Here is a 25,623-nt window from a genome sequence, read left to right on the forward strand (position 1 = left end):
TGGTTGCGCGCGATTCATGGCAGTTCTTGAATTGTTGCTTGTCGGCCTTTCTTTTTGGGTCGGGAGGATAGTCGTTTCGGCACGACATAATCTGCTGATCATAAAAATATGGATAACGAATTATCAAGCGACAAGGAAAGCATCGGTCGTGAGTGACGGTGTTGTGACAGCGCCGTGGTTTGTGATGTCCGGAAGGTGGCGTCGGGCATCGATTTCGTGGGGAAGCATGTGTTGATCCGCGTCACTGAGGGGCGCGATGAACTCGGCGTACGACAGATACACGATGGACGACGAGCAAATGAAAGACGAAATGCCGGGCGAACGGCGTCATTGCATAGAGCACGGGAACCGAATGAAAGGGCGCATGGATCGCGTCGACGCCATCGGATTGGACATCGAATGGCGGCCCTTGGTCAATTATCTGAAGGAGAAAGGTGTCGCGATTCCCGATTTGTGGAGAGATGCCCGCTCGACGAACCGCTTGCCCAGCGAGTTGCTTTACGACTGGATCGCCCGGAACAGCATGTCTCCGCGGGAGGCGCTGCGTATCGGCGAGCACTATCGGCTTTCCGACTACGGCGTTGTCGGATTGGCGATCAAGACCGCGGCCAATTTTGGAGAGGCGCTTCAGGTCGTCAGGACGTACATGCTGCCGCTCAATCCGGATATTCGGGGCGTGCGTGTCGAGGTGTCCGGTGCCGATACTGTCGATGTCAGCATCGATTTGCACGATAGCCTGGATTTGCCCGCGGAGTTGAGGCTTTTCAATGCCAACCTGGTTGCCGCGGCGTCATATGCGATGACCAGGAACTTGTTGCTCGGCAAGATCGGGTTGATTCGCTTGCGGCTTCCTGCGTCGATCGACGATCCGGGGCCGTATGAAGCGCATTTCGGTGTACCGGTGCGATTCGGCGGTCGGGGGATTGTTTTCACGTTGCCGGGCGACTGCTTCGAACAGGAGATACCGAGTGCAAACCAGGCGGTTTTCCAGGCAGCCATTGCGATAAGTGGAGAGGTGCTCGATACGATGCTCTCGCGGGAAGTGTGCGGATATCGGGAGCGCATTCTCCAGTTGCTCGAATCGCTTCCCGATCAGTATCCGGACAGCAGCGATGTCGCCAGGCGTCTTGGCATCAACGAGCGAACGCTGCGCCGGCGGCTGACCGATGAAGGCTGCAGCTATCGCGAGGTCCTGGATACCGTGCGGCACAAAAGAGCCAAGCGCCTGTTGCTGGATAAGCGTTTGCGGATGGACGACATTGCCGAAAAGCTCGGATATGCGGATACGTCGAGCTTCAGACATGCATTTCGCCGGTGGACCGGACGCAGCCCAAGTGATTTTCGGCGAGATGCCGGCGTCGTATAGCGCCAGGCGAGTCGAAGTGGGCGATGCACTCGCTCGACGGTTCTTATGATCGGCATGTTGCTGTGGCGCGAGGTGTGATCCCGCATGCGCGCGGATCATCGCGGTCGTGAAATCGGATAAATGGACGCGGAATCGATCGATTTTCGATCGATCTGGCGTGCGCGCTGAATTGAAGTGTCGACGACGAGAAGAGGTGGTCGCGTGAGCTTGACGATGCCGAAGAAGAGGGCGGCAATTCTATCCAAGGATTCAGAAATCGAATCGTGGATTGTGAAGAATTTGAGAGAGTCCGACTACGATTGCGTATTTTTTCGAAGTTTCAGGGATATTTGGAATTACGCGGATCATGCTGATTTAAGCATCCTTGTGACGCGATTCGAAGATCTGGATTCCGTATCGGGGCGAATCCTGCTTCGCCGGAGAAATGGCATGCTCGAAAGAACGCCGATTATTTTCGTCACGTCGGACGTGACGAAATGGAAGGTCGTGTCGATGCTGGATGCGGGTGCCGATGCCTATATTGCCACCACCGCGTCGCGCCCCGTTTTTCTGTCGTATGTCGATGCGCTTGTGAGGCGCGCAAAGACGAGAACAGGGCGTCCTTGCAGAGAAATTCACGGGGCGTACGAATTCGATCTGCTCAGCAAGAAGGTCCGGCGGCAGAGAACGGACATCCCGGTCAACGTGATGGAGTTCCATCTTTCTCTTTCGCTTTTCCGGAATTTGGGTGGGCCCATTTCGTTGAGCTATCTCGAGGAAGCGACTTGGGGTGTTTCGACCGGAGAGGCGAGCGGGAAGATACGGACACACGTCTCGAATCTGAAAAGGAAGCTCGGCCTGACGCCGGAAAACGGCTACCTGCTCGCGGCGGTCAGAGGGTATGGGTATCGGCTTGAGTTGATTTCAAGTGGAAGCCGGCTATCACGTGAATGCGATGAGGTTGAACTGGAATTGAGCACGTTGTAAGAATTCCCGATAGAGGTCGGTTGCAGGAAAAGGCGTATTGCGTCGTTGTTTGAGCGCGAGCCAGGACAGGATCCGGGCAGCGAACAGGCGAATACCCATCCACATCGATCTGAAAATTCCACGTTCTATCGTTCACGAAAGACGTTCGGCCTGGTGCTGATCGCGAGTCTGACGTTGACTGCCTGCGGCGGTGATGACACGCCGGGCAGCGATGCTGCCGCGAGTAGCCTTTCCAAAGATGGCGGCAGTGCTGTCGCATCAGCCTGCCACTTCCTGGGCGCGCCCACTTTCGAGTGCGAATCGCTTTTCAAATATCAACGGGTGCTGAAGCAATCCAGGAGCTACTTCGCGAATTTTTCGGATGTGGCCGACGGCAAGACGGACCTTGATGTCGAGAGTGTATTCCGTGACGGCATTTGCGAAGCTGATCAACCTGCTACCGAAGGCGAGGATCGATTTGCCATTCCGATACGTGACGCCGAAGTCGCGCTGATCGCGTGGAGGATGCTTTGCCAAGCGGAGGAGCACCCGGTGTCCGGCATGCGATGCAAGGCGGTGCCGAACATCGTGTCGGATACCGGCGGAATATCGGTGTCCGGAACTACGCCGCTGATGTCCGGCCGCACTCTTTCTCGCCATCGATTTGGGTGATTTAATCGAGCCCGAATCGATTGAACGGAAGAAGCCTGAAATCGGTAAAGCGATGATCAAGCAAACATCATGTTCGATGCTGCCGGTCAATTAATTCGTATTGCGAAGCAGGTTTTATAAATCTGCATGTATTCCAGAAATTCATGCCGACGGAACTCGCGTGGTTCGGGGTTTCATTTGAGCGTTGACTGAATCGGCCCGCTTGCCTGATTGGCGGCGACGCGGGCGAACGTCGTGCTTCCAGTTGTCAACCTTGCAGTTATCAACTCAACCGGGGAAAACCATGAAGGCTCGTTCAAGTGCTCTGCTTGCCGTTTTGCTTGCCATGACTGGCGGGCTCGTGCACGCGCAATCCAATCCGATCAACGGTACCGTCAATGCGCAGCTCGTGCTGACCAGCGGTTGCGCGATCAATGCGGGCAGCGGCTCGGTCAGTACGACCACCAATTTCGGTTCGCTCAACTTCGGCACCCAGCCGAGCGGATTTACCGGATCGTTGAATGCGCAAACGACCGGGACCGGGACGAGCACGACACAGATCACCTGTTCGCCCGATGTGACCTCGGTCAAAGTCACGGTGGACGGCGGCAAGAACGCGGGGAAGGGCGCCGCCGTCGGTACGGGCACGCGCGCGTTGGCGAACGGCACGTCTTATGTGCCGTACGAAGTCTATTCGGATAGCGCGTTCAAGAATCAATACGTCGCAAGCACCGCCCAAACCGTTCCGCTGACGGCGGGCACGGCGCTCGCGCTGCCGATCTACGGCGTCGTGAACAAGACGAGCACGTCCGCCCTCGCGGCCGGCACATATACCGACGTGCTGAACGTGACGGTCGGCTGGTAAGCGCGCTCGCCAATCCTCTCCCGTCTTGCGGTGCCCGACGGTGCCGCAAGACGCCTATCTCCCGACGGGATCGCTATGTGGCTCCGCAACGCTTGTGCCCTTCTGTCGAGTGCATTCATGTTTCCGGCTACCGGCATCGCGGATACGCCGATACCGACCACGAAGGCCTTCACGGTCAGCGCGCAGATCGTGTCGGGGTGTGGCGTGTCGGGCGGCGGAACCGGCCTCGATTTCGGGCTGCTGGATTTCGGCACCTATCCCGCGGTGTCGGTCGGGCAGGTCAATACGGTGACGACCGGCAGTGTGCTGCAGATCCAGTGTTCGTCGGGTACGACGCTGAAGATTGCCGTCGACGGCGGGCTCAATCCTTCTTCGGGCAATACGCAGCGGAATCTGCAGGGACCGGGCCAAACGCTCATCGGTTACCGGCTCTACGCGGATGCCGCCCACACACAAACGCTCAACATCGGGCAGCCGGTATCGATACCGGTGTCGGGCGTCGCGAGCTTGCCGATCTACGGCTCGCTCAGTCTGCCAGGCGGTACTGCGCCAGCCGGCACGTACACGGATACCGCCCAGGTCACGGTCAGTTACTGAGTCAGGATGAAATCCGCTATGAACGATCCGATTGCGACCGGTCGACCGGGACGCACGATGCGATGCACGACCATGACCGCAATGGCGGTGTCGATGACGATCGCATGCGCAAGCGCCGCGCACGCGGCCACGTCAGTGATGATCTGGCCGATCGATCCGGTGATCGAGAGCGACCAGCGGGCGAGCGCCTTGTGGCTCGAGAATCAGGACGTCAAGCCGGTCACGTTGCAGATCCGCGTGCTCGCGTGGCGTGAGGCCGACTGGAAGGAGTTTCATGCGGAGAATCAGCGTCGCATCGTGAGCAGCCCGCCGATGGCGACGGTACTGCCCGGCAAGCGGCAACTGATCCGGTTGACGAAACTGGTCGATGCCGCACCCGGAACCGAGGAGGCGTATCGGGTGCTCATCGACGAGATTCCGCAGGCGGAGGATTCCCGTGAGAAGGGCAGCGCTGCGTCGCTCGGCGTACGGTTCCAGATGCATTACTCGATACCGCTGTTCGTGTACGGGAACGGCATATGGACCAAGGAAGATCCGGACAAGCGCCGCGACCCGGCCACGGCTTCGGTGCCGCTGCTCGGCTGGCATATCACCCACGAGGACGGCAAGCGCTGGCTCGTCGTGGTGAATCGTGGCGTCGTGCATGCGCGCATCACGCAGATTGCGTTCGAGTCGGACGATCGGCGCACCGAGATCGAGAAGGGACTGCTGGGCTACGTGCTGCCCGGTGCGCAGATGCGCTGGCCGTTGCCGCAGGACCTGAAGCTCGCCATGCAGTCGAATCTGGTTGCCACGGTCAACGGCAAGACAGGTGTCGAAATGCATCCGGATAGCGCCGACATGCATCCGTAGTTTCACAGGTCGCTCGGAACGGACAATCAACGATACTCGACGGGGGGCCGGTGCGAGATATTCGAGCAGATAACACGCGGGTGCCGCGCATGCGCGCCATCGTATGGGTTGCCGGGCTTGCATTCGCGGCGGTGAGCGCAGCGCATGCAGACGAGGCGACGCTCGCGGAGAACTATGCCACGGGACTGCCGCCGCCGGCCCGGCTCGTTCGTAGCGGCACGCTGTTTCTCGAGCTGGTGGTCAATCATCTGGCAACCGGGCAGGTCGTGCCGGTGCGCTATCTCGACGGGACCTACTCGATCCGGGCCGGGGATCTTGCCAGGGTTTCCGTCCGTACGGGAGCGTCTGCCGATGAAATGGTCGATCTCGCCCGACTCGACGGCGTCGAGGTCGAATACGACAGCGCGGCACAGCGGTTGAACCTGACCGTGCCGTCCGACTGGTTGCCGGAGCAGGCGGTCGGATCGTCGAGGCTCTACGACAGGACGCCTGCCGCGGTGAGCCGCGGCCTGCTGTTCAACTACGACGTCTACACCAGCTCGCCGACGCGCGGCACGGGCTATACGTCGGCATGGACCGAGCAGCGCTTTTTCGATCGCTGGGGCATCCTGACCAATACCGGTGTTTACCGGCGATCGTACGGCAGCGGTGCGGGCATGCATGGCGACAATCGCTATCTGCGCTACGACACGACCTGGAGCTACTCCGATCAGAACCGGATGCTGACGTATACGGCGGGCGACCTCGTGACCGGGGCCCTCTCGTGGACCAGCGCCGTGCGTCTTGGCGGCGTATCCGTCGCGCGCGATTTCAGCGTGCGACCGGACATCGTGACGTATCCGCTGCCGCAGTTTTCGGGGCAGGCGGCCGTGCCGACCGCAGTCGATTTGTTCATCAACGGCAGCAAGGCGACCACTGGCCAGGTCAACCCGGGACCTTTCACGCTGAACAACGTACCGTTCATCAATGGCGCTGGGGAAGCCACCGTCGTGACGACCGACGCGCTCGGACGTCAGGTTGCGACCACGATACCGTTCTACGTCGCCAATACGCTGCTGCAGAAAGGGTTGTCCGATTTCTCGCTGTCAGCCGGCGCGATGCGGCGCGACTACGGGATCAGTTCGTTTTCGTACGGCAAGTTTGCGGTGTCGGGAACCGTGCGCCACGGCCTGACGAATGCGCTGACGATCGAAGGGCACGTGGAGGGCGGCGAGCGTTTCGCGCTCGGCGGCCTCGGCTTCGATCTTGGTATCGGCCGGGTCGGCGTCGCCAGCGCCGCCGTAACGCAGAGCACGCTGGGAGGAACGTCCGGGCAGCAATACGTGGTCGGTTACGGCTATTCATCGCAACGCTTCAGCCTGTCGTTGCAGAGAATCCAGCGAACCGGCGGATTCCGGGATCTGTCGGCATACGACCTGTCGCCCGGCCTCGTTTACCGGCAAGTGCGCAGCAGCACACAGGCGACGGGCGCGCTGAATCTCGGTGCGATCGGCGGCGCGATCGGTGCGGGTTATTTCGATGTGCGCGGCAGCGACGGCTCGCGCATGCGGATCGCGAACGTGTCATATACCCGGCCGCTCTTCGACCGTGCGACGCTTTACGCGTCGTTGAACAGGACGATCGGCAATCGCGGCGTCGACGCGCAGGTTCAACTGATCGTGCCGCTCGGCGGGCGAGGCACGGTGAGCGCCAGTGTGTCGCGGGACGGCAACGACAACCGGGTCGAGCGCGTGCAGTACAGCCGCAGCGTGCCGAGCGATGGCGGATTCGGCTGGAATCTTGCCTATGCGGGCGGCGCTTCCCGATATCAACAGGCAGACATGACGTGGCGCAATCGCTACTTCCAGGTGCAGGGCGGCGTCTACGGATACGGCTCGCGCGAAGGTTATACGCGCTGGGGCGACATGCAGGGATCGCTGGTGATCATGGACGGTGCGGTGCTGCCGGCCAATCGCGTCGACGATTCGTTCGTGCTGGTCGACACGCAAGGCCAGAAAGGCATCCCGGTGCGCTACGAGAACCAGCGGATCGGCACGACGGACAGCGGCGGCCATCTGCTGGTGCCGTGGGCGCCGTCCTACTACGGGGCGAAGTACGAGATCGATCCGCTCGGCCTGCCCGACGACATGCGGGTGTCGTCGGTCGAACGGCGTGTCGCCGTGAGGCGACATGCCGGTGCGCTCGTGACGTTTCCGATCGAACGCGTCGTGTCGGCCACGATCCTGCTTGTCGATGCAAACGGCAAACCGATCAAGGTCGGCTCGCCGGTGACGCATCGCGAGAGCGGCCAGGCCTCGCTCGTCGGCTGGAACGGCGAAACCTATTTCGAAGGACTCTCGAGCACCAATCACCTGAGCGTGGCGTTGCCGGACGGCACGCATTGCAGCGCGGCGTTCGCGCTCGACGTGAAGGCTGCCGGGACGAGCCGTATCGGGCCGTTGTCATGCAAGGAGTAAAACCGTGAGGTCAATCCCATGAGATCGTTTCTCGGCTTCATTCGACGTGCGGCAATCGCGGTGCTCGTCGCGATGATTGCGCCGACGTCCGCACATGCGGATTGCGTGGCGAACAATCCTGCGCCGGCCGTGTTCGGTTCGGTGACGTCGCTGAACCTGGCGAGTCAGCAGCAATCCACGTCATCGCCTAGTGCCGGGCTGTCGTGCGGTGGCGCGCTTTTAGCATTTCTCATGAACGGAAACATGATCAACGGAACGATCTCGTCGGCCAACGGCGGCAAGCTGACGGGCGCCACCGGCGATGCGATTGCCTATTCGATGTTCGCCGACAAGGATTATTCGAAGTCGCTGAACTTCGGGCAGCTGTACAACTGGGCCGATACGCAATTCGTGAGCTTTCTCGGGTTGGGCGGCGGCTCGAACGTTGCGCTTCCGTTGTTCTTCCGGACCACACCGGGGAACAATGTTGCCGCCGGGACCTACACCGATACGTTGACGATCGCGTGGAACTGGCATGTCTGCGGCGGCGCGGGGATCGGATCTTTCTGTCTGGGATGGAACGACGGACAGAACACGGTGACGTTTCCGGTCACATTGACCGTGACGAACGATTGCACGATCGTCGCCCCGGACGCGAACTTCGGGTCCGCACCGACCGTATCGAGTTTCGCGCCGGTCAGTGGCAGCCTGTCGTTGATCTGCACGAAAGGCATGACCTATACGGTTGGCCTGAGCCCGGGCAACCATGCGGCTGCGAACGGGCGCAGGCAGATGACGAGCGGGACGAACGTGTTGCAGTACGACATCTATGCGGCCAGTAGCGGCACGGTCTGGGGGCAGGCAACGAATCGGGTCGGCAGCGGCGGTTCAGCTGACGGGACGTCAGTGAAAACGTTCCCGTACGTTGCCCGAATCTACTCCGATCAGTCGACGCCGCCGGTCGGTACCTATACCGACAGCGTGATCGTCGACGTGCGCTATTGATTGTCCGGACTCGGGTGCGGGACGCTGGTTGATGCGTGTCAGGGCGGGTGTGCGCGAATCGCGTGACGAGACGAAAGGCTTCGGTCCGCCCCGTCTTGTCAGTCAACCTGGGGGCGAGCGAGCGGAGCGGGGGCCAACACGGCGGACGGCATTTCAACCATGGCATACATGTGCCGGATGCCGAAATGCGACATCGACCGGATATCGCATCGGTGATTTACCGGGTAATTAAATAATCCCTGGGATTCTTGCCTCTGAGCCACAAAGGCGTCCGCCCGCGGCCGCACCAGGTTTTACCTGTTTCGGGGTCGCGGAACTTCGGAGTCAGTTTGATATTGCCTCTCATCTTCTTCGCGACGAATATCTCGCGCGCGTTGAACTGGAATTCGATCACGAGACGCCTGATTTCGTCGAGAATGGCCGCTCGCTCGCTCGATTTTGCAATATCTATCTGCCTTTCCAGTTCGGCGCGCTGCTTGATCAGTTCCTGATATTTTGGCAATTCACTCTCCTGCTGGTTTGATGCTGTCGTTTATTCAATCTATCACATGGTGTTTTGGCGATGATGAAGATAATCGGGGCGGTGTGTGGATTTTTGTATTTTTAGTGAATTTAAAGATTGTTTATTATTGATCCGTTTTCTTGTGATAAATGCGGAATCGCGTTGATGAATGATTTGAAGATGTAATTCTGTCATGAAAATGAATTAATCCGCGTTCGGCACGGGACAGGCTGGCGGGCGGCGTGTGTCAACGGCAGGATCGGGAAAATACGGAGAGGGTGCCGCGCTGCCGGCAATCGAAGTATGCTGTAGCGCGGCCGATAACCGGCAAGCCCCGGGAGGACCGTCCGGCGGCCAGAAAAAACAACCTTCGTCCGGGAGTGGGGCGGCAATCATGATCATGCTGCGTTCGTGGGGTGCGATTCTTTCGTCGCTGGCGCTCGTCGCGTGCGCCAGCCTGCCGCCACTGGCCGATCGTGCGCCGACGCATGCATTCACCGACACCGACAACACGCGGCTCGGCGCCGCGTTCCAGCAGCAGGCCAGCACGCATCCGGGGCAGGACGCGTTTCACTTGCTGACCGACCCGGTCGACGCGCTGGATGCGCGCGTGCTGCTTGCCGATCGCGCGGACCGGTCGCTGGACCTTCAGTACTACATCTGGCACGACGATCTGACCGGGCACGAACTGGCCGACGCGATCATTCGCGCGGCCGATCGCGGCGTGCGCGTTCGCGTGCTGCTCGACGATCTCGGTACGAACGCGGACGACCGCAAGCTGCTCGAGATCAGCTCGCATCCGAACATCGAGATCCGGCTGTTCAATCCCGTCGCCACGCGCCGATTCAAGAAAATCGGCACGGTGTTCGAGTTCTCGCGCGTCAACCGGCGCATGCACAACAAGGCGATGATCGCGGACAACCAGGCGGCGATCGTCGGCGGCCGCAACATCGGCGACGAATACTTCGGCGCATCGTCGATGCTGGAGTTCGGCGATCTCGATGTCGTTGTCCATGGTCCGGCCGTGAAGGCCATCTCCACGGAGTTCGACGCGTTCTGGAATTCCCCGTATGCGTATCCGGTCGACGCACTGGTCGGGCACGAAGCGTCGCCGGGCGGGCTGGATCGCGAACGCGAACGGTTGCGCGACTACCTGAGGGCGATGGAGGACAACCCGTACGTGCTCGAGGCGAAGCAACGGCTCGACCGGATCGTGCACGGGCAGGGGACGGAGTTGTCGTGGGGGCACGCGACGGTCCTGTACGACGATCCGTCGAAGATCGCGCATTCGCCGAAGGACAGCGACGGGCACCTGTTGCCGCAGTTGCGCGCGGTGGCATTGCAACCTGAACATGACCTGCTGATCGTGTCGCCGTATTTCGTGCCGGGCAAGGACTTCGTCGAGCGGCTGCGTGCGTATTCGGCGCGCGGCGTGCGTGTGACGGTGCTCACCAACTCGCTCGCGTCGACCGATGTGGCGGCCGTGCATGCCGGCTACCGGCGCTATCGCAGCGACCTCGTCGCGGCCGGTGTGCGGCTCTACGAGCGGCGGCCATCGGGCGACAAGAGCATTTCGAAGGACGTCATCATCGGGTCGTCGCGTGCGTCGCTGCATGCGAAGACCTACGTGTTCGACCACAAGCGCATTTTCATCGGGTCGATGAATTTCGATCCGCGCTCGTTGAACCTCAATACCGAGATCGGCGTTTTCTGCGAGAGCCCGGCGATCGCGTCGCAGGTGGCGAACGATCTGGAGTCGCGGCTCGACCGGATCGCGTGGCGTGTCGAGCCGAGAACCGATCCGGCAGGGAAAGGGCGGCTCAAGTGGATTCAGACCGATTCGGACGGGAAGGTCACGGAGCTCGACCACGAACCGGAAGTATCGGCGGCGCGCCGGATGGAAGTCTGGCTCCTTGGGCTGTTCCCGATCGAATCGGAGCTGTGACGGACGATGCGGCGGCCGACGCTCAGCGCCGCGTGCTGCCGTGCTTTTCGATGACTTCCGCGAACTGCATCGTCGCTGCTTCGATCGTCGCGTCGGTGAGCCCCGAATACCCCAGCACGAAGCCGTTGTACCGGCGGCCGTCGCCGACGCAGTAGCTGCTCAGCGGTTGAAGCAGCAGGCCCTGACCGGACGCCGCACGGGCGATTTCGGAGTCGTGCAGCGGCATCGTGAGATCGGCCGAAAGATGCATGCCGCCCGGGCTTTCGCGCACGCCCAACGTGGTGCCGAGATGGCGCGCAAGCGCCGCTTCGAGGCTGCTGCGCCGGTCCGCATAGAGCGCCCTCATCTTGCGCAGGTGCCGCGCAAAGAGGCCGGTATCGATGAATTCGGCCATCGCCAGTTGATCGGCCGAATGCCCGCGATGAACGAGTTCGCGCAGCGTTCTGGTGAAACGTTCGACCAAGGCAGGTGGAACGACCATGAAGCCGAGCCGAAGGGCGGGAAACATCGTCTTGCTGAACGTGCCGAGATAACAGACCGGCGCGTCGGCATCCAGACCCTGGATCGCGGGGAGCGGCTGGCCGTCGTGGCGGAACTCGCTGTCGTAATCGTCCTCGATGATCCATGCGCCGCATGCGCGCGCGTGCTCGACGAGCGCCGCTCGCCGCCGCGGGCTCATCAGCGCGCCGAGCGGGTATTGATGCGAAGGCGTCGTATAGATCAGCCGGGGCGGCGTGACGCGCCACTGTTCGTCGGTCGGCGCCATCCCTTCGTGATCGACTTCGATCGGCACGATATTCAGGCCGGTCGAGCGGAATGCGGTTCTGGCGCCGTTGTAGCAGGGGTTCTCGAGCCAGCCGTATTCACCGGGATTGGTCAGCATGCGCGCACACAATTCGAGGCTGCTTTGCGTGCCGTCGGTGATGAATACCTGACCGGTTTCGCAGCGCACGCCTCGCGACACGCGGATGTAGCCGGCCACGGCGCGCCGCAATTCGGGCAACCCTTCGACCGGGCCATACGCGAGCTGGGCGGGCTTGATGATCTTCCACGCGCGCTCGATGCAGCGGCGCCACTGGGCGACGGGGAATTCGTCGAGCGAAGGGAGGCCGGGGACGAACGGCAGCATGCGTTCCGGCTCGGGGTCGACGTTCTCCAGCCCTTGTACGCGCTCGGACAGGTGAACCGCGGCCGGACCGCCTTCGTGCCGGGCATTCGAACGGCCGCAACCGTCCCATAGCGTGATCGTGCCGTTGCGCGTGGCCGCGACGAAGCCTTCCTCGGCAAGGCGCTCGTACGCATAGACCGCCGAATTGCGCGCGATGCCCAGCTCCGCCGCAAGCACGCGCGTCGACACGAGCCGCGTGCGGGGTGGAATGTGCCCGTCCAGCAGCATGTCGCGCAGGCTCCGGTAGAGGGCTTCCTGCTGGCTGTGTCTTGTCGTGCCGTCCTGTCCGGAAAGCGAGGAGATGAGCAGCGCGAGATCCATATCCTGGTTCCAGAAATTTTCGTTGCGGTGGTTCTTTTTAAGAATCGACGTGCGTCGTATTGTTCACGTTCTCGCGACGCAGCCGGGGGCTGGGCGATCCGCCGCGGTTTGCGGGGATTCGGCGGTCGCTGCAAGCGCGTATTTTGCTCGATTTGGCGGGCGACTGTCGACGGCGCAATCGACCGCTCGTTCGGACCCGGATACGGCTCGATACCGATTCATTTAATTTCGCACTGCATAGATATATTCGACCGGATTCCGCCTCTTGCCGGAGTCATGCCGATCGATGTGCGCAAGGCGGCGCGTACAGGAACCCGAAACATGAAAGACCAGGTCATCCTCTCTCCCACATCCCGCACCACCATTCGCCGCCTGCCCGAACTGGCGAATCGCGATCGCGCGATGCTCTACCGCATCGTGGACGACGCGTATGTCTGCCACATCGCGTTCAACGACGGCCAGGACACGCATTGCATCCCGACCGCACACTGGCGACGGGACGACAACCTCTATATCCACGGGTCCAACGGAAGCCGGATGATCAAGGCGTTGACTACAGGCGCACAGGCCTGCGTGGCGATTACGCTGCTGGACGGTCTCGTATTGGCCAGGTCCGCCTTCAGTCATTCGATGAATTACCGGTCCGCGGTGATCTACGGGAAGTTCGAAATGGTGGAGGGCGGCGTGGAGAAGCTCGCGGCGCTGGATGCGTTCATGGACAAGATCGCCGCGGGCCGAAAGCATGAAGCGCGGCCGGGTAATTCAAAGGAAATCAACGCGACCAGCGTGCTGCGGATTCCCCTGGCGGAAGCGGCCGTGAAAATCAGCGACTCGCTGCCGTCGGACAAGGAGGAAGATCTCGCGCTCGCCGTCTGGGCGGGGATCCTGCCGTTGAAGATGACGCGCGGCACACCGGTTCATGCAGACGGCGACGTGCCCGTGCCGGACTACGTCCGGAACTGGGCCGATTGAGTTTCGCGGCAAAAGCAGGGGGCTTCGCCGAAAGCGATTCGGCGCGGCATACGCGATATCAAAGGCGCGCTGCGTTGCAGGCAGCACGGCTTCCGCACGACGGAAATGGTCGCTTCACCGGCCGAGAGCGCGGCGATCGCGCTGTCTCGGCGTACTCCGTTTCACTCCGGGCGGTGTTCACGTGACTCGTGCTGCGGTGGATGCGACTCCGCGGGATGCGGATTCGGATGCGTCGCCGGCGCATGCTCGGGTGCCGGTTGCCGAGGCTGCGGCTGCGGCGCAGCGTGTTCCTGAGGCTGCGCTTCTGCGCGTTGCTGTATCTCCTTGCGTTGCGGCTGCTGGGTCTCGTTGCGTTGCTGCATTTCCTCGTGCTGGCGGGCCTTGTTACGTTGCTGCGCTTCCTCACGCTGCTGTTGTGCCGCCGTGTTGCGTTGCTGCGCTTCCTCGCGTTGCTGTTGCTGCGCCGCGTCGTGTTGCTGCATCTCCTCGCGTTGCTGCTGAGCTTCGTTGCGCTGTTGTTGCTGCAGTTGCTGCTGCTGTACGACTGCGTGATTCTCTTGCGCGGCACGTTCCTGCTGCATCGCCTGCTGCCGTTCGTCGTGTATCGCACCGGGCGTGTGTTGCGCCGGCACTTCGGCATGCGGCGCATTCGCGTGGTTCTGCGCGAATGCGTCCGGCGCCGGCCGCACGCCGGGACGCGCGTCGTTCGCGGCGAAGTGCGGGATCGTCATCGGCGCGGCACCAGGGCGTTGCTGCATGGCCTGCCCGTGCATCGGCTCCGCGCCCGATTGCATCGTGTTGCGTTCGATCGTCGTGTTGTTGGTGACGTTGCCGCCGTAGTTGTTCGTGATGCGTGTGTTGCGGATGTTGGTGATGTTGTTGATCACGGTAGTCGACTTCGACACGTACGCGGTGTGGTTGTACACCACGGCCGGACGCTGCCAGCCGCCGTTCCAGCGCGGGCCGTCCGGATGCGGCGCGCCCCAGTTCATGCCCCATGCATGCCAGCCCCAGTCGTGATGCCCGAAGATCGCGGCGCCGACGGCGATGCCGACGCCGAACGTGATCACGCCGGCCGCAACGACTTCGCCGGTGCTGTATGCGGGCGGCCGGTACACGTAGCCAGGGTAGGACGAAACCGGCTCGCCGTAGACGACCGTCGGGTTGTACGACGGGACGTAGACGACGTCGGGCTGTGCGGATTCGATCTCGATTGCCTGCGCGGGCGGCGGCACGATCGCCGGCCCGGCGTAGACCACGGGCGCGTCGGTGGCCGGCGTATAACCGGTCGGCGCGGCCTGCGCGACTTGCGTGACGCGCATCTGGCCGCCGGAGCGGAGATGTCCCGACGTCTGCGCGCGCTGGCGCATCACCTGGATCGCGTTCATCACGTCGGTCGGATCGTTGTAGTACGCCTGGCCGAGCGACGTGGTCCAGGCCGGGTTCGATGCCATTTGCGCCAGCACGGCGGGGAACGCGGTCAATGCCTTGACGGATGGGTCCCACGGCTGCGTATCGGCGGCGGTTGCAAGCGCCTGCTCCTTCAGCGAAGGATTCTGCGCGACCCATGTATTGGCGGCCGCCACCTGGTCCGGATACGTTGCGCCCGCAAGCACCAGTGCGACCAGCTTGTCGGGGAACAGCGCGATCGGCGCGACCATCTGGTAGAGCTGGTCGGCAGTCGGCGGCGTGTAGGCGACCGGCGTTGACGCGGGCAGTGCCGCCGAGGCCGCGCTCGCGTCGCTGGCTGGCGCTGCCGTGCTGCCGTCGCCGTTCTTGTTGCACGCCGAGAGGCCGAGCAGCGACACGATGATGGACGATGCGATCAGCGTTCTGACGGGACGGTGGTGTGCACGTGCGTTTTTCATGGTGTTCGTTCGGTGTTGTCGTGGCGTTGTCGGGTACGCGGGGCGCGCGATCGGCTTCAGCACCGTGCCGCGACCGACCGAATGCACACCGGCAGCATCGGCCGGCAAGGTCGTGTTCGCATGGCGGTTGTCCCGCGACGAATCGTTATATCCAGTTAAACGCGCGACACGTCCGGAAGTTGTCGGGGGTTGTGTAACAGTGTGTGTACCTTGCGGTTCGTAAGCGGGTAGTCGCCGGCCCGGTAAGTGATATGAAAGTTGTTTGCGCAACGATTGCAAGGTGGGCAGTATCTCGTCTTGCCGAATGCCGGGATACGCGACGGCGCGAAATGCAGAAAACCCGCGATGGCCTTGCGGCCGTCGCGGGTTTTGCCTGCGGTCGTATGCGGTTCCGGGTGCGCCAAACGGCGCACACCCGGAACCGGCGCGGTCAGCGCCTCATCAGCGCGCGAAATCCGACGTGCTCTGGATGAACGTGTTCAGCTTCGAGATGTTCACGCTGCCGAAGCCCGTCGTCGCATCCCAGCCGGCCTTCGCCTTGTAGCCGTAGGTGCCGCTGCCGTTGTTGCCGGACGTGACGTCGTGCAGCAGCGCCGCGTTGGTCGGGAAGTACTTGTAGATGCTCGACGCGGGGAACCCGAGCGCGTTGTTGTTCGCCGATTGCAGCCGTGCCCAGATGCCCGTGAAGATCGGTGCGGCCAGGCTCGTGCCGCCTTCGTTGTTCAGGTAGCCCGACCCCCACAGCGTGTCGGATGTCTGGCCGTTCACGACGAGAATCGCGCCGGTGCGCAGGTCGGCGTCGAAGCCGACGTCCGGCAGTGCGCGCTTGGTCGACCCGGTGAGGCTCGACGATTGCCACGACGGCGCGGCCTCGTACTTGCTGTATCCGCCGCCCGTCGACCACACGGTGCCCGGCTGCCAGCTCGGATCGTTCCAGACGATCTCGCTGTTGTACGCGTTGGTCGACGTGCTGGTGAACAGCGTCGTGCCGCCCACCGCGATCACGTACGGCGACGTTGCCGGTTCGCTCACCGTGTAGGTCGAGCGCGACGGCGTGCCGCTCGCGCATTCGTACGCGCCATGATCGCCGGCGGACACGGAGAAGGTTTGCCCCTGCGCGACCGCCTGCTTGAAGATCGTGTCGTCGGTCGCCTGCGAGCCGGTGCTGTTCGCCGACGATTCGCACACGCCGAGCGATACGTTGATCACCTTCGCGACGTTGTCGGTCACCGCCTTGTTGTACGCGGCCGTGATCGCGGTGAGCGTCATCGACGGCGCCACGTAGAACACGACCTGCTGCACGCTGCCGCCGGCCGAGCCGACGATCGACTGGCTGTCGAGGTTCCACTCGACGGTGCCGTCGGTGTCGGTGTACGAACTGCCGGACGGGCCCGTCTTCACGATGGAACTCGCGATCGTGCCGAGGTTGTTGTTCGCGGCGAACGTATTGAGGTCGCTGACCGTCTGCGACAGGTCGCCTTCGGAGATGATGCCGACGGTGGTTTGCGACGCGTCCGGCACGCCGTCGCCGCCGTAGATCGACGAGAATTCGGTCGGGTTGTGCGGCACCGCCGAAGCGCCGGCCGGGATCGTCAGGTTGCTGGTGTTGCCTTGCGGCTTGCTGCCCGCGCCGGTATGCATCAGCTCGACGTTCTGCAGGCCGAGCACTGCGCCCACGATGCCGCCGATCGCGTTCGGCACCTGCGCGGCGTCGGTGTTCGCGTAGACGCTGCGGCCGTTGCGCGTGAAGCGCTTGAGCGTCGTGCGGAAGCCGGACTTGATGGTCGCCGCGGTGCCCGACGCGGAGACCAGCAGGCGGTTCGGCGCGACCACGATATTCACGAAGCCTTCCTTGCGCAGGTGCGCGACGACCGACGCGACCTGCTGGTCGGTGGGCGCATATTGCGCCGCGAACTGCGCCGGCGTGAGGAATTGCCGGTAGTGCGGTGAGCCGGGCGTATGCAGGTCGTGCAGGTACTGGTCGAGTTGCGCCTCGTTGCGCAGGTTCAGCCCGAGCACGATGTCCACCGATTCACCGGGCGCCATTTCGATTGCCGCGGCGGCAGCGGCGGCCGTGCTGGCGGCCGGTGCGCCGGACGCGCTGCTCTCGTTTTGCTGCACGAGCGGCAGGAATCCCTTGGTGCGCGTTTCCGTCCAGCCGGCTGCCGGCGCGGCGTGGGCGGTCGCCATGCCGAACGAAGCGGCTGCTGCGGCGGCGAATGCGAGCTTGACGATGCGAATGTGCTTTTGTTTCTTGTTTGCAACCTGATTCATTTGAATTACCCCTCCGGTTGAACAACGAACGGCACGAACAACAACGGTCGACAGCGGTGCGGATCGTGCACCGCCGATTTCTGTCGCCCGCGTGCGGATGGCACGGACGCGACAGGGCCTTTCGCCCGATCCGGAGAAGTGGTTTTTATCCGGGGGCGAAATACGGAAAACGCGGTAACGGGAGGGCTGCGCCGCGCTGCGGGGCAGCCGCGCCTGACATGGCGCAGGAGGGATGGCTAGAGCAACAGCTTCGGTGTCCTGCTCATTTGATTCGATCCTTCGGCCCGCTGCCGAATGGCAGCCGTCCAATGTGGTGCATCGGGATGTTGCATGCGCCGGCGCGCGAACGGCGCTGCGGGCGGCCAGCACTTCCGTGCGGCGGAAGCGAAAAAAACGTGGAGCGGAATCGATTGCGTGACGAGCAATTGGTTAGATTGCTTGCATCGGACGTTATCAAGAACGAAAGCGGAGTGTCAAACTTTTTCTGATTATATGAAACAAAATTAAATCGAATAAGACGAAATGTTTTTGAAAAGATTGGCGGTATTTTGTAATTTTCGAGACCGTCGGCGAAGGTAATGCCGAAGGCGATTCGTCGATCATTTCCCGTTCGTCCTGTAATGGCCGATCGGTAACGGGGTGATCGTTATCGAGGACATGCTCGAATTGCCGGCGCCTTCCGCAACCGAATCGAGCGCGCCGAGTGTGCAGCGCGTCAGCCTGAACAGGTCGAACGAGGCCGCCAGCAGTGCGGCGAGCAGCACCGTCCCGAGCAGCAGGCAGGTCGGCGCGCCGCCGATCATTGCGTCGTGCGGCAATGCAACCGGCTCGCGTAGTGCGCCGATGAAGAAGGCACCGGTGCAGTCGATCAGCATGACGGCGATCGCGATCAGGCCGATCGCCTGCCCGATTTGTCGTCCCGGTCGCGCAGGCACGGTTACTGCGCGCCCCGCAGCCGGTAGCCGACGCCGCGCATCACTTCCGGCATGCCCGGCGCGCCGGCCTGTTCGAGCTTCTTGCGCAGTCTGCAGATGTGGCTGTCGATCGTGCGCTCCATGGCACTCGTGTCGGCCATGCACGCATCGAGCAGTTCGCCGCGCGTGAACACGCGGCTCGGCGATCTCGCCATGTGCGCGAGCAGCCGGAATTCCGTCAGCGTCAGCGTGATCGGCACCTCGGCGGATCGGGTTCGCACGCGCGTCAGATAGCTTTCGGTGTCGATCTCCAGATCGCCGACGCGCAGCATGCGCGTGGTCGGCGGCGGGTTCGACCGGCGCAGGATCGCGCGCAGCCGCGCGACGACCTCGGCCGGGTTGAACGGCTTGACGATGTAATCGTCTGCGCCGGAGCGGAGTGCCTGCAGCCGGTCGAGGTCGCGGTCGAACGCGGCGAGGAGGACGACAGGCGTATTGCCGCGCCGCCTCAGTTCGGCGAGGACGTCCCAGCCGCTCCGGTGCGGCATCTTCACGTCGAGCATGATCAGGTCGGGCTGCAGGTGCGGTTGCACGTCGAGCACCGCCTGGCCGTCGGCGACGCGGTAGGTGCGAAAGCCGTCGAGCGTCAGGTACGCATCGAGGATGTTCGAGATGTCGGGCTCGTCTTCTGCAATCAGTATCAGTGAATTCGTCATGGAGTTTGTCATGCGATGTCGAACCATCGGGACAGCCCGTTGCCCGAGGCTTCCGGCTGCGTCGCGAGCGCGCCGCGCAGCGATTCGAGCGACGCGGCCGGCTGGCGCACGTCGACGTAGATCGGGTCGATCGGCTGGATGCGTGCCATCGGCTGGCTGTCGCCGCTCGACACCAGCGTGTCTTCGATCACGAGCGCCTGGTCGATGCGGCCGGCGATCGGCGCTTCCACGGTGGCGAATTTCAGGTCGAGCTGGCGGCTGATCGCATCGGCTTCGACGAGCGGCTTGAAGCGCACCGTCTGCACTTTCGCGCGCTCGAGCGCGGCCTGCGCACGTTGCAGTGATGCGGCGGCCTGTTGTTCGGCGGGCCCGCAACCCGCCAGCATCGCCGCCGCCAACGCGCATAACGCGCTGTAGCAGCATCGTTTCTGATTCTTCATAGCGACTCCAGGAAACGCAGGCAGCCCACTGCCTGCTTTGACGGGGCGGAGTTTGTATCGATTAGTTGGCGTCTTTCATGCGGAAAGATGGAGATTCGATGGAGCGGGTGAAAGGCGCGCAAAAGAAGGCGTCAGCGGCGTCGCAATGCCCTGACGAATGGGCGCGGCGCTGTATCATTCCCGGCTGTTTCGCACGGTGTCGCCAATGGCGCGCTTGCCGGCCCAGCCAACGAGGATCGAGCCCGACGTGATCGACAAGGACAAGCTCTGCAACGACGTGCCTGCGGCCTGGACGGCCACGCTGGCAGGCTGCCGATGGACGCGGCAGACAGACGGCCAGTCGGACGCCGTGGTGTTCCGGCTCGATGCGCGTGATGGATCGCGCCGGTTCGTCAAGACCGAGCCGGCGGGGCCGTTGGGCGAACTGCAGGACGAGGCGGCGCGGCTGCGCAGGCTGGCGGCCACGGGCGTGCCGGGTGCACGGGTACTCGACGTGGTGTCGACGGCGGGGCGCGAGTGGATGCTGCTGAGCGCCGTGCGCGGCGAGAACCTCGAAACGGCGCGGCTCGCGCCGGCCGGGAAGGTGACGATCATGGCCGATGCGTTGCGCGCGCTGCATCGGCTCGATCCGGCCGCCTGTCCGTTCGATCACGGCGCCGCGCATCGGATCGAGCGTGCCCGGGCGCGGATGAACGCGGGGCTCGTCGACGAGGACAACCTCGACGATTCGAGTACCGGTGTGCCGCTGTGGGTGTTGTTCGCGAGGCTTCAGGCGCACCGGCCGCCGATCGAAGACAAGGTGGTCACGCACGGCGATGCGTGCCTGCCCAACTTCATGGTCGACGAGGAGGCTTTTTCCGGCTTCATCGACTGCGGGCGCCTGGGTGTGGCCGATCGCTATCAGGATCTGGCACTGGCGACGCGCGATATCGAAGCGGATCTGGGCAGCGAATGGGTCGCGCCATTCTTCGCGCGCTACGGAATCGAGCACCCCGATCCGGACCGGATCGCCTTCTACCGGTTGCTCGACGAGTTTTTCTGAGTCGGCAGGCGTTCACGGGCAGCGCGCGATTCCCTGTCTCGCGCGCCATCCGGATTTCGTAGCACTCCTGCTGTTTTGGCGTGAATTCCCGCGTTTTCTACGAATTCCCTGTGTCAGTCGCGTTCCCGCCACGTATTGACGAAGCGCAGGCCGTCACCGAGCGTGCACTGGAAAACCTGCGCCGGCGCGACCGGCTGGTACGTGGTGGGCGAAAGCGAGCGCACCGTGACCGTCGCGCTGTCGTCCTGCATGACGCGGTACTGGATCAGTTCGAGCACCGGCGAACCGCTCGGCTGGACGGTGAGGTGCTGGTTGGCAAATGCAAGCGTATTGCCGCCGACTTCCATGAAATCGCGTATCGCGAAGCCGCCCGACACGGTGGGCACGGTTGCCTTCGCTGGCGTCTGCTGCGCGTTCTGGCACTGGTTCGGCGAAAAGATCGCGGTCACGGTCACGCCGGCGAACAGCCGCGTGCGCAACTGTCGATACGAAGTGGCGCCGTCCGGCTGGGCGCTCGCGGCGTGTGCGGCAAGACTGGTTGCCGCGCCGGCGGCAACAAGAACAATGGCGAAGCGATTCAGCATTTTCCTGTCTCCGTGCGATGAAACCAACGGCACGATAGCACGGTGAGAGGGCATTTTTCAGACGGTTTCTCGTAGCGAGGCTACCGTCTGGCGCCGGCCTGTCGCAGCGCATCCGCCGCTTCCGCGTTGTCGTGCGACAGCGCGAGTTGGAGCAGCGACTGGCCGCGCCGGTCGACATGGTTCGGATTCGCGCCGCGCGCGACGAGCAGCGGAATCAGCTCGAAGCGATTGAAGAGCGTTGCGAACCCGAGCGCCGTTTCGCCGGCGCCGTTCGTCTGGTCGATCGGGCAACGCGTGTCGATCAGGCGCCGCGCGATGTCGGGTTCGTTCTTGAAGAGCGCGCCCATCAGCGCCGTGTTGCCGTGGCGATCGCCGGCGCACGCGTTGGCGCCGGCCGACAGCAGGTAGTCGAGGGCGGCAGGCTGGCCGTCGTAGGACGCGAGTATCACGGCCGTAAAGCCGCGGCTGTTGGTGGCGTCGACGGGATAACCGGCGTCGTGCAATGCGCGCAGGATGTCGACGCGTCCGATGCGGGCGGCGTCGAACCAGTCGCCGTCATAGCGGCGCAGCGCGGCAGGATCGGCCTTGCCATAGGCCGGTCGATCGGGAAGGTGCACGCAGCCGGCGATCGCGGCAAGCGCCAGGGCCGCTGCGGCCGCGCGGATTGCGCGCGTGAAGCGTTCGGGTTGCATGGGGAAGTCCTGATGAAGAGGTTGGGTCGACGTGCGAGGGACAACCCCGCACGTCGACCGAGGCAGGGGCCGTGCGATCAGTTCTCGTTCAGCTTGGCCGCAAGCGACTGCACCTGCTGAAGGTTCGCGTGAACGGCTTGCGTGAGACGCGTGCCGTAATCGGCGTCCGCCTTGTAGAAGTACGACAGCATCGCGTACTGGTTGTGCGCGTTCGTCACCTTGCCGAGATCGCCGGACAGCGCGGTGATCAGGTCATCCTTGTCCTGCTGCGACAAGCCGCGGTAGTACTCGCCCGCCTGACGGAACAGCAGCTTCTTGTGGATCGCTTCCTGTTGCGTCGTGCCGCCAAGCGTCGTGCGCACGGATTTGTACTGGGGATCCTGCGCGAGTTCGTGCAGCGTCGACGGCTCGTAGTTCACCTCGCCCTTGCGGTCGCCGGCATTCATCTTGCCGTCCTGGTTGTTGTTGACGACCGGCACGACCGGGCGGTTGACCGGCAGGTCCATGTAGTTCGCGCCGAGCCGGTACATCTGCGTGTCGGCGTATGCGAACAGGCGATCCTGCAGCATCCGGTCTTCGGACGGCTCGATGCCCGGCACGAGCCGCGACGGCGCGAACGCCGATTCCTCGGTCGACTGGAAGTAGTTGTCGGGCACGCGGTTCAGCGTCATCGTGCCGATCTTGCGTTCAGGCACGCCGCTCCAGACCTTCGTGTCGTCCAGCGCATCGAAGTCGAAGCGGTTCAGGTCCTTCGGCGTCAGTACCTGCACGTACAGATCCCACTTCGGGTAGTCGCCTTGCTTCAGCGCGCCGTACAGGTCGTTCGTCATCATGTTCCAGTCGCGCCCGATCGACGCGGCGATGTCTTGCGGACGCAGGCCGTGCACGCCTTGCTGGCTTTTCCAGTGGAACTTCACGTAATGCACGTCGCCGTGCGCATTGACGAACTTGAACGCATGCACGGCGAAGCCGTCCATGTGGCGATACGAGTCGGGCATGCCCGCATTCGTGTACAGCATCGTCAGCATGTTCGTCGCTTCGGGCGTGTTCGCGAAGAAGTCGAACGCGAGGTTCGGGTCCTGCACGCCGGTCACGGCACTCGGCTTGTTCGCGTGGACGAAGTCGGGGAACTTGATGCCGTCGCGAATGAAGAACACCGGCCAGTTGATGCCGACCATGTCCCAGTTGCCCTGCTGCGTATAGAACTTCACGGCGAAGCCGCGCGGGTCGCGCGCCTGTTCCGGCGAGCCGCGATAGCCCATCACGGTGGAGAACCGCACGAACACCGGCGTGCGCGTGCCCGGCGTGAAGACCTTCGCCTTCGTCAGGTCGGAGATGTCGGCGCTCGGCACGAACTCGCCGAATGCGCCGGTGCCGCGCGCGTGCACGACGCGTTCGGGAATGCGTTCGCGATCGAAGCGCTGCAGTTTCTCGATGAGCGCGGAGTCCTGCAGGAGCACGGGGCCGGCAGGGCCGGCCGTCTGCGAATTCTGGTTGTCGCCGACGGGTGCGCCGGTATCGCGAGTGAGTTCGGCGGCATAGGGAGACGCGGAGAGTGCAACGCAGATCGCGGCGACTGCGTGCCGCAGCACGCGATGGGAGGGTGAGGACATGACGATGGAACTCCTTGAATCCGATCGGTGGTGGGGAAGCCGACTGAATTAGAAGAGATCGTCAGATGATTGGCTAATTGATATTCGATATGTTTTCGATAGCCGCGGCGTCGATACGGTGCGAGGCCTGTCGTTGCGGAAGGACAGAACGAATATTGTTGCGCACGCAATGAGTTATTGCGTTGCGTATGGCAACGCTATCGTGCACGTACCGCGCGGCGATGCTGCAGACGATCGAACGCGTGATGCCTTTCATGGCGTTTACGCGCAGCATGTCAGGCATCGACGCAGGCTGGCATGCCACGGGTTGTCGCGCGAGACGGCCACTCGTCGCAGTGGCCGCACGGCAACGACCTGCCCGGCGTCACCCCGCACTCGTCTGCCACCCGAGCCCGAGGCTCTTCTGCAGCGATACATAGTCCTTGATCAGTTCGGCTTGCCCGGCGATCACGTTCTGCTGCGCGGCGAGCGATTCGCGTTGCGTATCGAGCAGGTCGATCATCGATGCGACACCTGCGCGATAGCGCTGGTCCATCAGCGAGCTGGAATGCGTGGCCGACGCCTGTACCTTCGTCAAGGCGACGACGTGTTCGCGCTGGTGCCCGTAGCGTTGCAGCGCAGTGTTGGCATCCTGCAATGCGCCGAGCACCGCCTTCTGGTAGTTCGCTTCGGCTTCGTCGCGTGACGCTTCGGCTGCGCGCACCGCGCCGCGCGTGCGCCCGAAGTCGAGGATGTTCCATTGCAGATACGGCGCACCGACCCACGTGAAGTTCTGCTTGCGGAACAGATGGCCCGGGTCCGTCGCGCTGAAGCCGAGATCGCCGAGCAGCGTCACCTTCGGGAAATAGTCGGCGACATGCTCGCCGATCTGCGCATTGGTCGACGCGAGCCGGCGCTCGGCCGCGCGGATGTCGGGGCGCTGCTTCAGCAGCGCGGCCGGATCGCCGATTGCCACGCTGCCGGGCAGCGTCGGCAGCGGAGCGTCTGGCGCCGACAGCGCGGCGTCGAGCGCACCCGGCGCGCGGCCCGTCAGGATCGCGAGCCGGTCGAGCGATTCCGTCACCTGCGCGTCGAGCGGAATCAGCGACGCGCGCGTGTTCTCGACCTGCGTCGTCAGGCGTTCGATGTCCGCATCGGCCGCGACGCCACGCGCGCGGCGCTGCTGCGTGAGTTCGAGCATCTTCTGCTGCAGCTCGGCCGTGCGTTGCGACAGTGCAAGCCGCTGCTGCTGGTCGCGCAGATCGACATACGCGTTCGCGACTTCGGCCGCGATCGACACTTGCGTATCGGCGAGATCGGCGTCGACGGCTTCCGCTTGCGCCGACGCTGCTTCGACCGCGCGGCGCGTGCCGCCGAACAGGTCGATTTCCCAGGTTGCGTCGAAGCCTGCCGAATAGAGCTGCAGCGGGCCCGAGCCGCCGAGCGACGGCGATGATCCGCTCGACTGGTTCGAGCTGTTCGACGGCAGCAGCGAGCCGAGCGCGCTGACGTCCGGCTCCCGCATGCGGATGGCCGCGACGGTGGCCGACGATTTCGGCAATTGCGCCGCGCGCTGTTGCGAGAGCTGCGCACGCGCCGCGCGCAAGCGCGCCTGCGCGGCGTGCAGATCGGGGTTGTATACGAGCGCGGCGGTGATCAGGTCGTCGAGCTGGCGATCGTTCAGCGCGTGCCACCAGGCGCTCGGTGCGGGCGCGCCGGTGTCGATGCCGGATGCCGGCGCGCGCACGAAAGTCGGCGCATCCGGCGCAGCGGGCGCGCCGCGGTAGTCGGGGCCGACCGTGCAGCCGGCGAGCAGGCATGCAGCCGCGCACAGCGTGAGCGCGGGGCGGCGGGGCAGGGAGAAGGGTTTCATCGCG

General features: G+C 63.4%; 21 protein-coding genes and 1 pseudogene. 11 read left to right on the plus strand and 11 right to left on the minus strand.

The genetic code is table 11. The features are described from left to right. The first annotated feature begins 283 nt into the window (after positions 1-283). The 8 genes from BBJ41_RS32315 (at position 284) to BBJ41_RS32350 (ending at position 8,716) form a co-directional block, all read left to right on the plus strand. Entirely contained in the window at positions 284-1,366 is a 1,083-nt protein-coding gene (locus BBJ41_RS32315) for an AraC family transcriptional regulator (RefSeq protein WP_175972595.1), read from the plus strand. Positions 1,367-1,567: 201 nt separating this feature from the next. Then, on the plus strand, positions 1,568-2,332 hold the full coding sequence (locus BBJ41_RS32320; protein WP_069750196.1) for a response regulator transcription factor: 765 nt from the start codon (positions 1,568-1,570) through the stop codon (positions 2,330-2,332). Between the two features lie 45 nt (positions 2,333-2,377). Then, positions 2,378-2,983, plus strand: coding sequence for a hypothetical protein (locus BBJ41_RS32325; protein ID WP_156814917.1), 606 nt, complete (start codon positions 2,378-2,380; stop codon positions 2,981-2,983). Positions 2,984-3,266: 283 nt separating this feature from the next. After that, positions 3,267-3,827 (plus strand): spore coat protein U domain-containing protein, encoded by a 561-nt coding sequence (locus BBJ41_RS32330; RefSeq protein WP_069750198.1) that lies wholly within the window; start codon positions 3,267-3,269, stop codon positions 3,825-3,827. 117 nt (positions 3,828-3,944) lie between these two features. Then, a complete protein-coding gene (locus BBJ41_RS32335) occupies positions 3,945-4,424 on the plus strand; it encodes a Csu type fimbrial protein (protein ID WP_069750479.1) in 480 nt (159 codons plus the stop codon). A gap of 6 nt (positions 4,425-4,430) precedes the next feature. Beyond that, positions 4,431-5,276 carry a fimbrial biogenesis chaperone gene (locus BBJ41_RS32340; RefSeq protein WP_069750199.1) on the plus strand — a complete coding sequence of 282 codons (846 nt, stop codon included), beginning with the start codon at positions 4,431-4,433 and terminating at the stop codon, positions 5,274-5,276. 89 nt (positions 5,277-5,365) lie between these two features. After that, positions 5,366-7,732, plus strand: a complete 2,367-nt coding sequence (locus tag BBJ41_RS32345) for a fimbria/pilus outer membrane usher protein (protein WP_069750200.1) — start codon at positions 5,366-5,368, stop codon at positions 7,730-7,732. Between the two features lie 18 nt (positions 7,733-7,750). Next, positions 7,751-8,716 (plus strand): Csu type fimbrial protein, encoded by a 966-nt coding sequence (locus BBJ41_RS32350; RefSeq protein ID WP_069750201.1) that lies wholly within the window; start codon positions 7,751-7,753, stop codon positions 8,714-8,716. A 217-nt stretch (positions 8,717-8,933) separates the two neighbouring features. On the opposite strand, the gene BBJ41_RS32355 is transcribed toward BBJ41_RS32350, so the two are convergent. Then, a complete protein-coding gene (locus BBJ41_RS32355; protein WP_069750202.1) occupies positions 8,934-9,218 on the minus strand; it encodes an H-NS histone family protein in 285 nt (94 codons plus the stop codon). A 394-nt stretch (positions 9,219-9,612) separates the two neighbouring features. On the opposite strand from BBJ41_RS32355, the gene BBJ41_RS32360 reads away from it, so the two are divergent. Beyond that, positions 9,613-11,163: a phospholipase D family protein gene (locus BBJ41_RS32360; RefSeq protein WP_069750203.1), complete on the plus strand. Its 1,551-nt coding sequence runs from the start codon at positions 9,613-9,615 to the stop codon at positions 11,161-11,163. 22 nt (positions 11,164-11,185) lie between these two features. On the opposite strand, the gene pdxR is transcribed toward BBJ41_RS32360, so the two are convergent. Next, the gene (pdxR, locus tag BBJ41_RS32365; protein WP_069750204.1) at positions 11,186-12,652 is read right to left on the minus strand and encodes a MocR-like pyridoxine biosynthesis transcription factor PdxR; all 1,467 of its coding nucleotides are present in this window, start codon (positions 12,650-12,652) and stop codon (positions 11,186-11,188) included. A gap of 321 nt (positions 12,653-12,973) precedes the next feature. Here pdxR and BBJ41_RS32370 point away from each other — a divergent pair, with 321 nt between their 5' ends. Further along, positions 12,974-13,624, plus strand: a complete 651-nt coding sequence (locus BBJ41_RS32370; protein ID WP_069750205.1) for a pyridoxamine 5'-phosphate oxidase family protein — start codon at positions 12,974-12,976, stop codon at positions 13,622-13,624. 161 nt (positions 13,625-13,785) lie between these two features. Here the strand turns inward: BBJ41_RS32370 and BBJ41_RS32375 are convergent, their stop codons facing one another. From BBJ41_RS32375 to BBJ41_RS32395, 5 genes and pseudogenes are all read right to left on the minus strand, one after another. Next, a complete protein-coding gene (locus BBJ41_RS32375) occupies positions 13,786-15,492 on the minus strand; it encodes a DUF3300 domain-containing protein (protein WP_069750480.1) in 1,707 nt (568 codons plus the stop codon). Between the two features lie 441 nt (positions 15,493-15,933). Beyond that, positions 15,934-17,766 carry a S53 family peptidase gene (locus BBJ41_RS32380; protein WP_069750206.1) on the minus strand — a complete coding sequence of 611 codons (1,833 nt, stop codon included), beginning with the start codon at positions 17,764-17,766 and terminating at the stop codon, positions 15,934-15,936. Positions 17,767-18,365: 599 nt separating this feature from the next. After that, positions 18,366-18,701 carry a hypothetical protein gene (locus BBJ41_RS32385; RefSeq protein ID WP_069750207.1) on the minus strand — a complete coding sequence of 112 codons (336 nt, stop codon included), beginning with the start codon at positions 18,699-18,701 and terminating at the stop codon, positions 18,366-18,368. A 2-nt stretch (positions 18,702-18,703) separates the two neighbouring features. Continuing rightward, positions 18,704-19,396 (minus strand): response regulator, encoded by a 693-nt coding sequence (locus BBJ41_RS32390; protein WP_069750208.1) that lies wholly within the window; start codon positions 19,394-19,396, stop codon positions 18,704-18,706. Between the two features lie 32 nt (positions 19,397-19,428). Further along, positions 19,429-19,836, minus strand: a pseudogene (locus tag BBJ41_RS32395) (hypothetical protein); the annotation flags it as partial. Between the two features lie 247 nt (positions 19,837-20,083). Between BBJ41_RS32395 and BBJ41_RS32400 the strand changes: the two are divergent. Continuing rightward, the gene (locus tag BBJ41_RS32400) at positions 20,084-20,878 is read left to right on the plus strand and encodes an APH(3')-II family aminoglycoside O-phosphotransferase (protein WP_069750481.1); all 795 of its coding nucleotides are present in this window, start codon (positions 20,084-20,086) and stop codon (positions 20,876-20,878) included. 113 nt (positions 20,879-20,991) lie between these two features. Here the strand turns inward: BBJ41_RS32400 and BBJ41_RS32405 are convergent, their stop codons facing one another. The 4 genes from BBJ41_RS32405 to BBJ41_RS32420 form a co-directional block, all read right to left on the minus strand. After that, positions 20,992-21,462, minus strand: coding sequence for a VirK family protein (locus BBJ41_RS32405; protein ID WP_069750210.1), 471 nt, complete (start codon positions 21,460-21,462; stop codon positions 20,992-20,994). Between the two features lie 80 nt (positions 21,463-21,542). Next, on the minus strand, positions 21,543-22,154 hold the full coding sequence (locus tag BBJ41_RS32410; protein WP_069750211.1) for an ankyrin repeat domain-containing protein: 612 nt from the start codon (positions 22,152-22,154) through the stop codon (positions 21,543-21,545). Positions 22,155-22,231: 77 nt separating this feature from the next. Continuing rightward, positions 22,232-23,767, minus strand: coding sequence for a catalase (locus tag BBJ41_RS32415; protein ID WP_069750212.1), 1,536 nt, complete (start codon positions 23,765-23,767; stop codon positions 22,232-22,234). Positions 23,768-24,131: 364 nt separating this feature from the next. Further along, the gene (locus tag BBJ41_RS32420; protein WP_069750213.1) at positions 24,132-25,619 is read right to left on the minus strand and encodes an efflux transporter outer membrane subunit; all 1,488 of its coding nucleotides are present in this window, start codon (positions 25,617-25,619) and stop codon (positions 24,132-24,134) included. Between the last annotated feature and the right edge of the window lie 4 nt (positions 25,620-25,623).

This window comes from Burkholderia stabilis (assembly GCF_001742165.1).
GTDB classification, from domain to species: Bacteria; Pseudomonadota; Gammaproteobacteria; order Burkholderiales; family Burkholderiaceae; genus Burkholderia; species Burkholderia stabilis.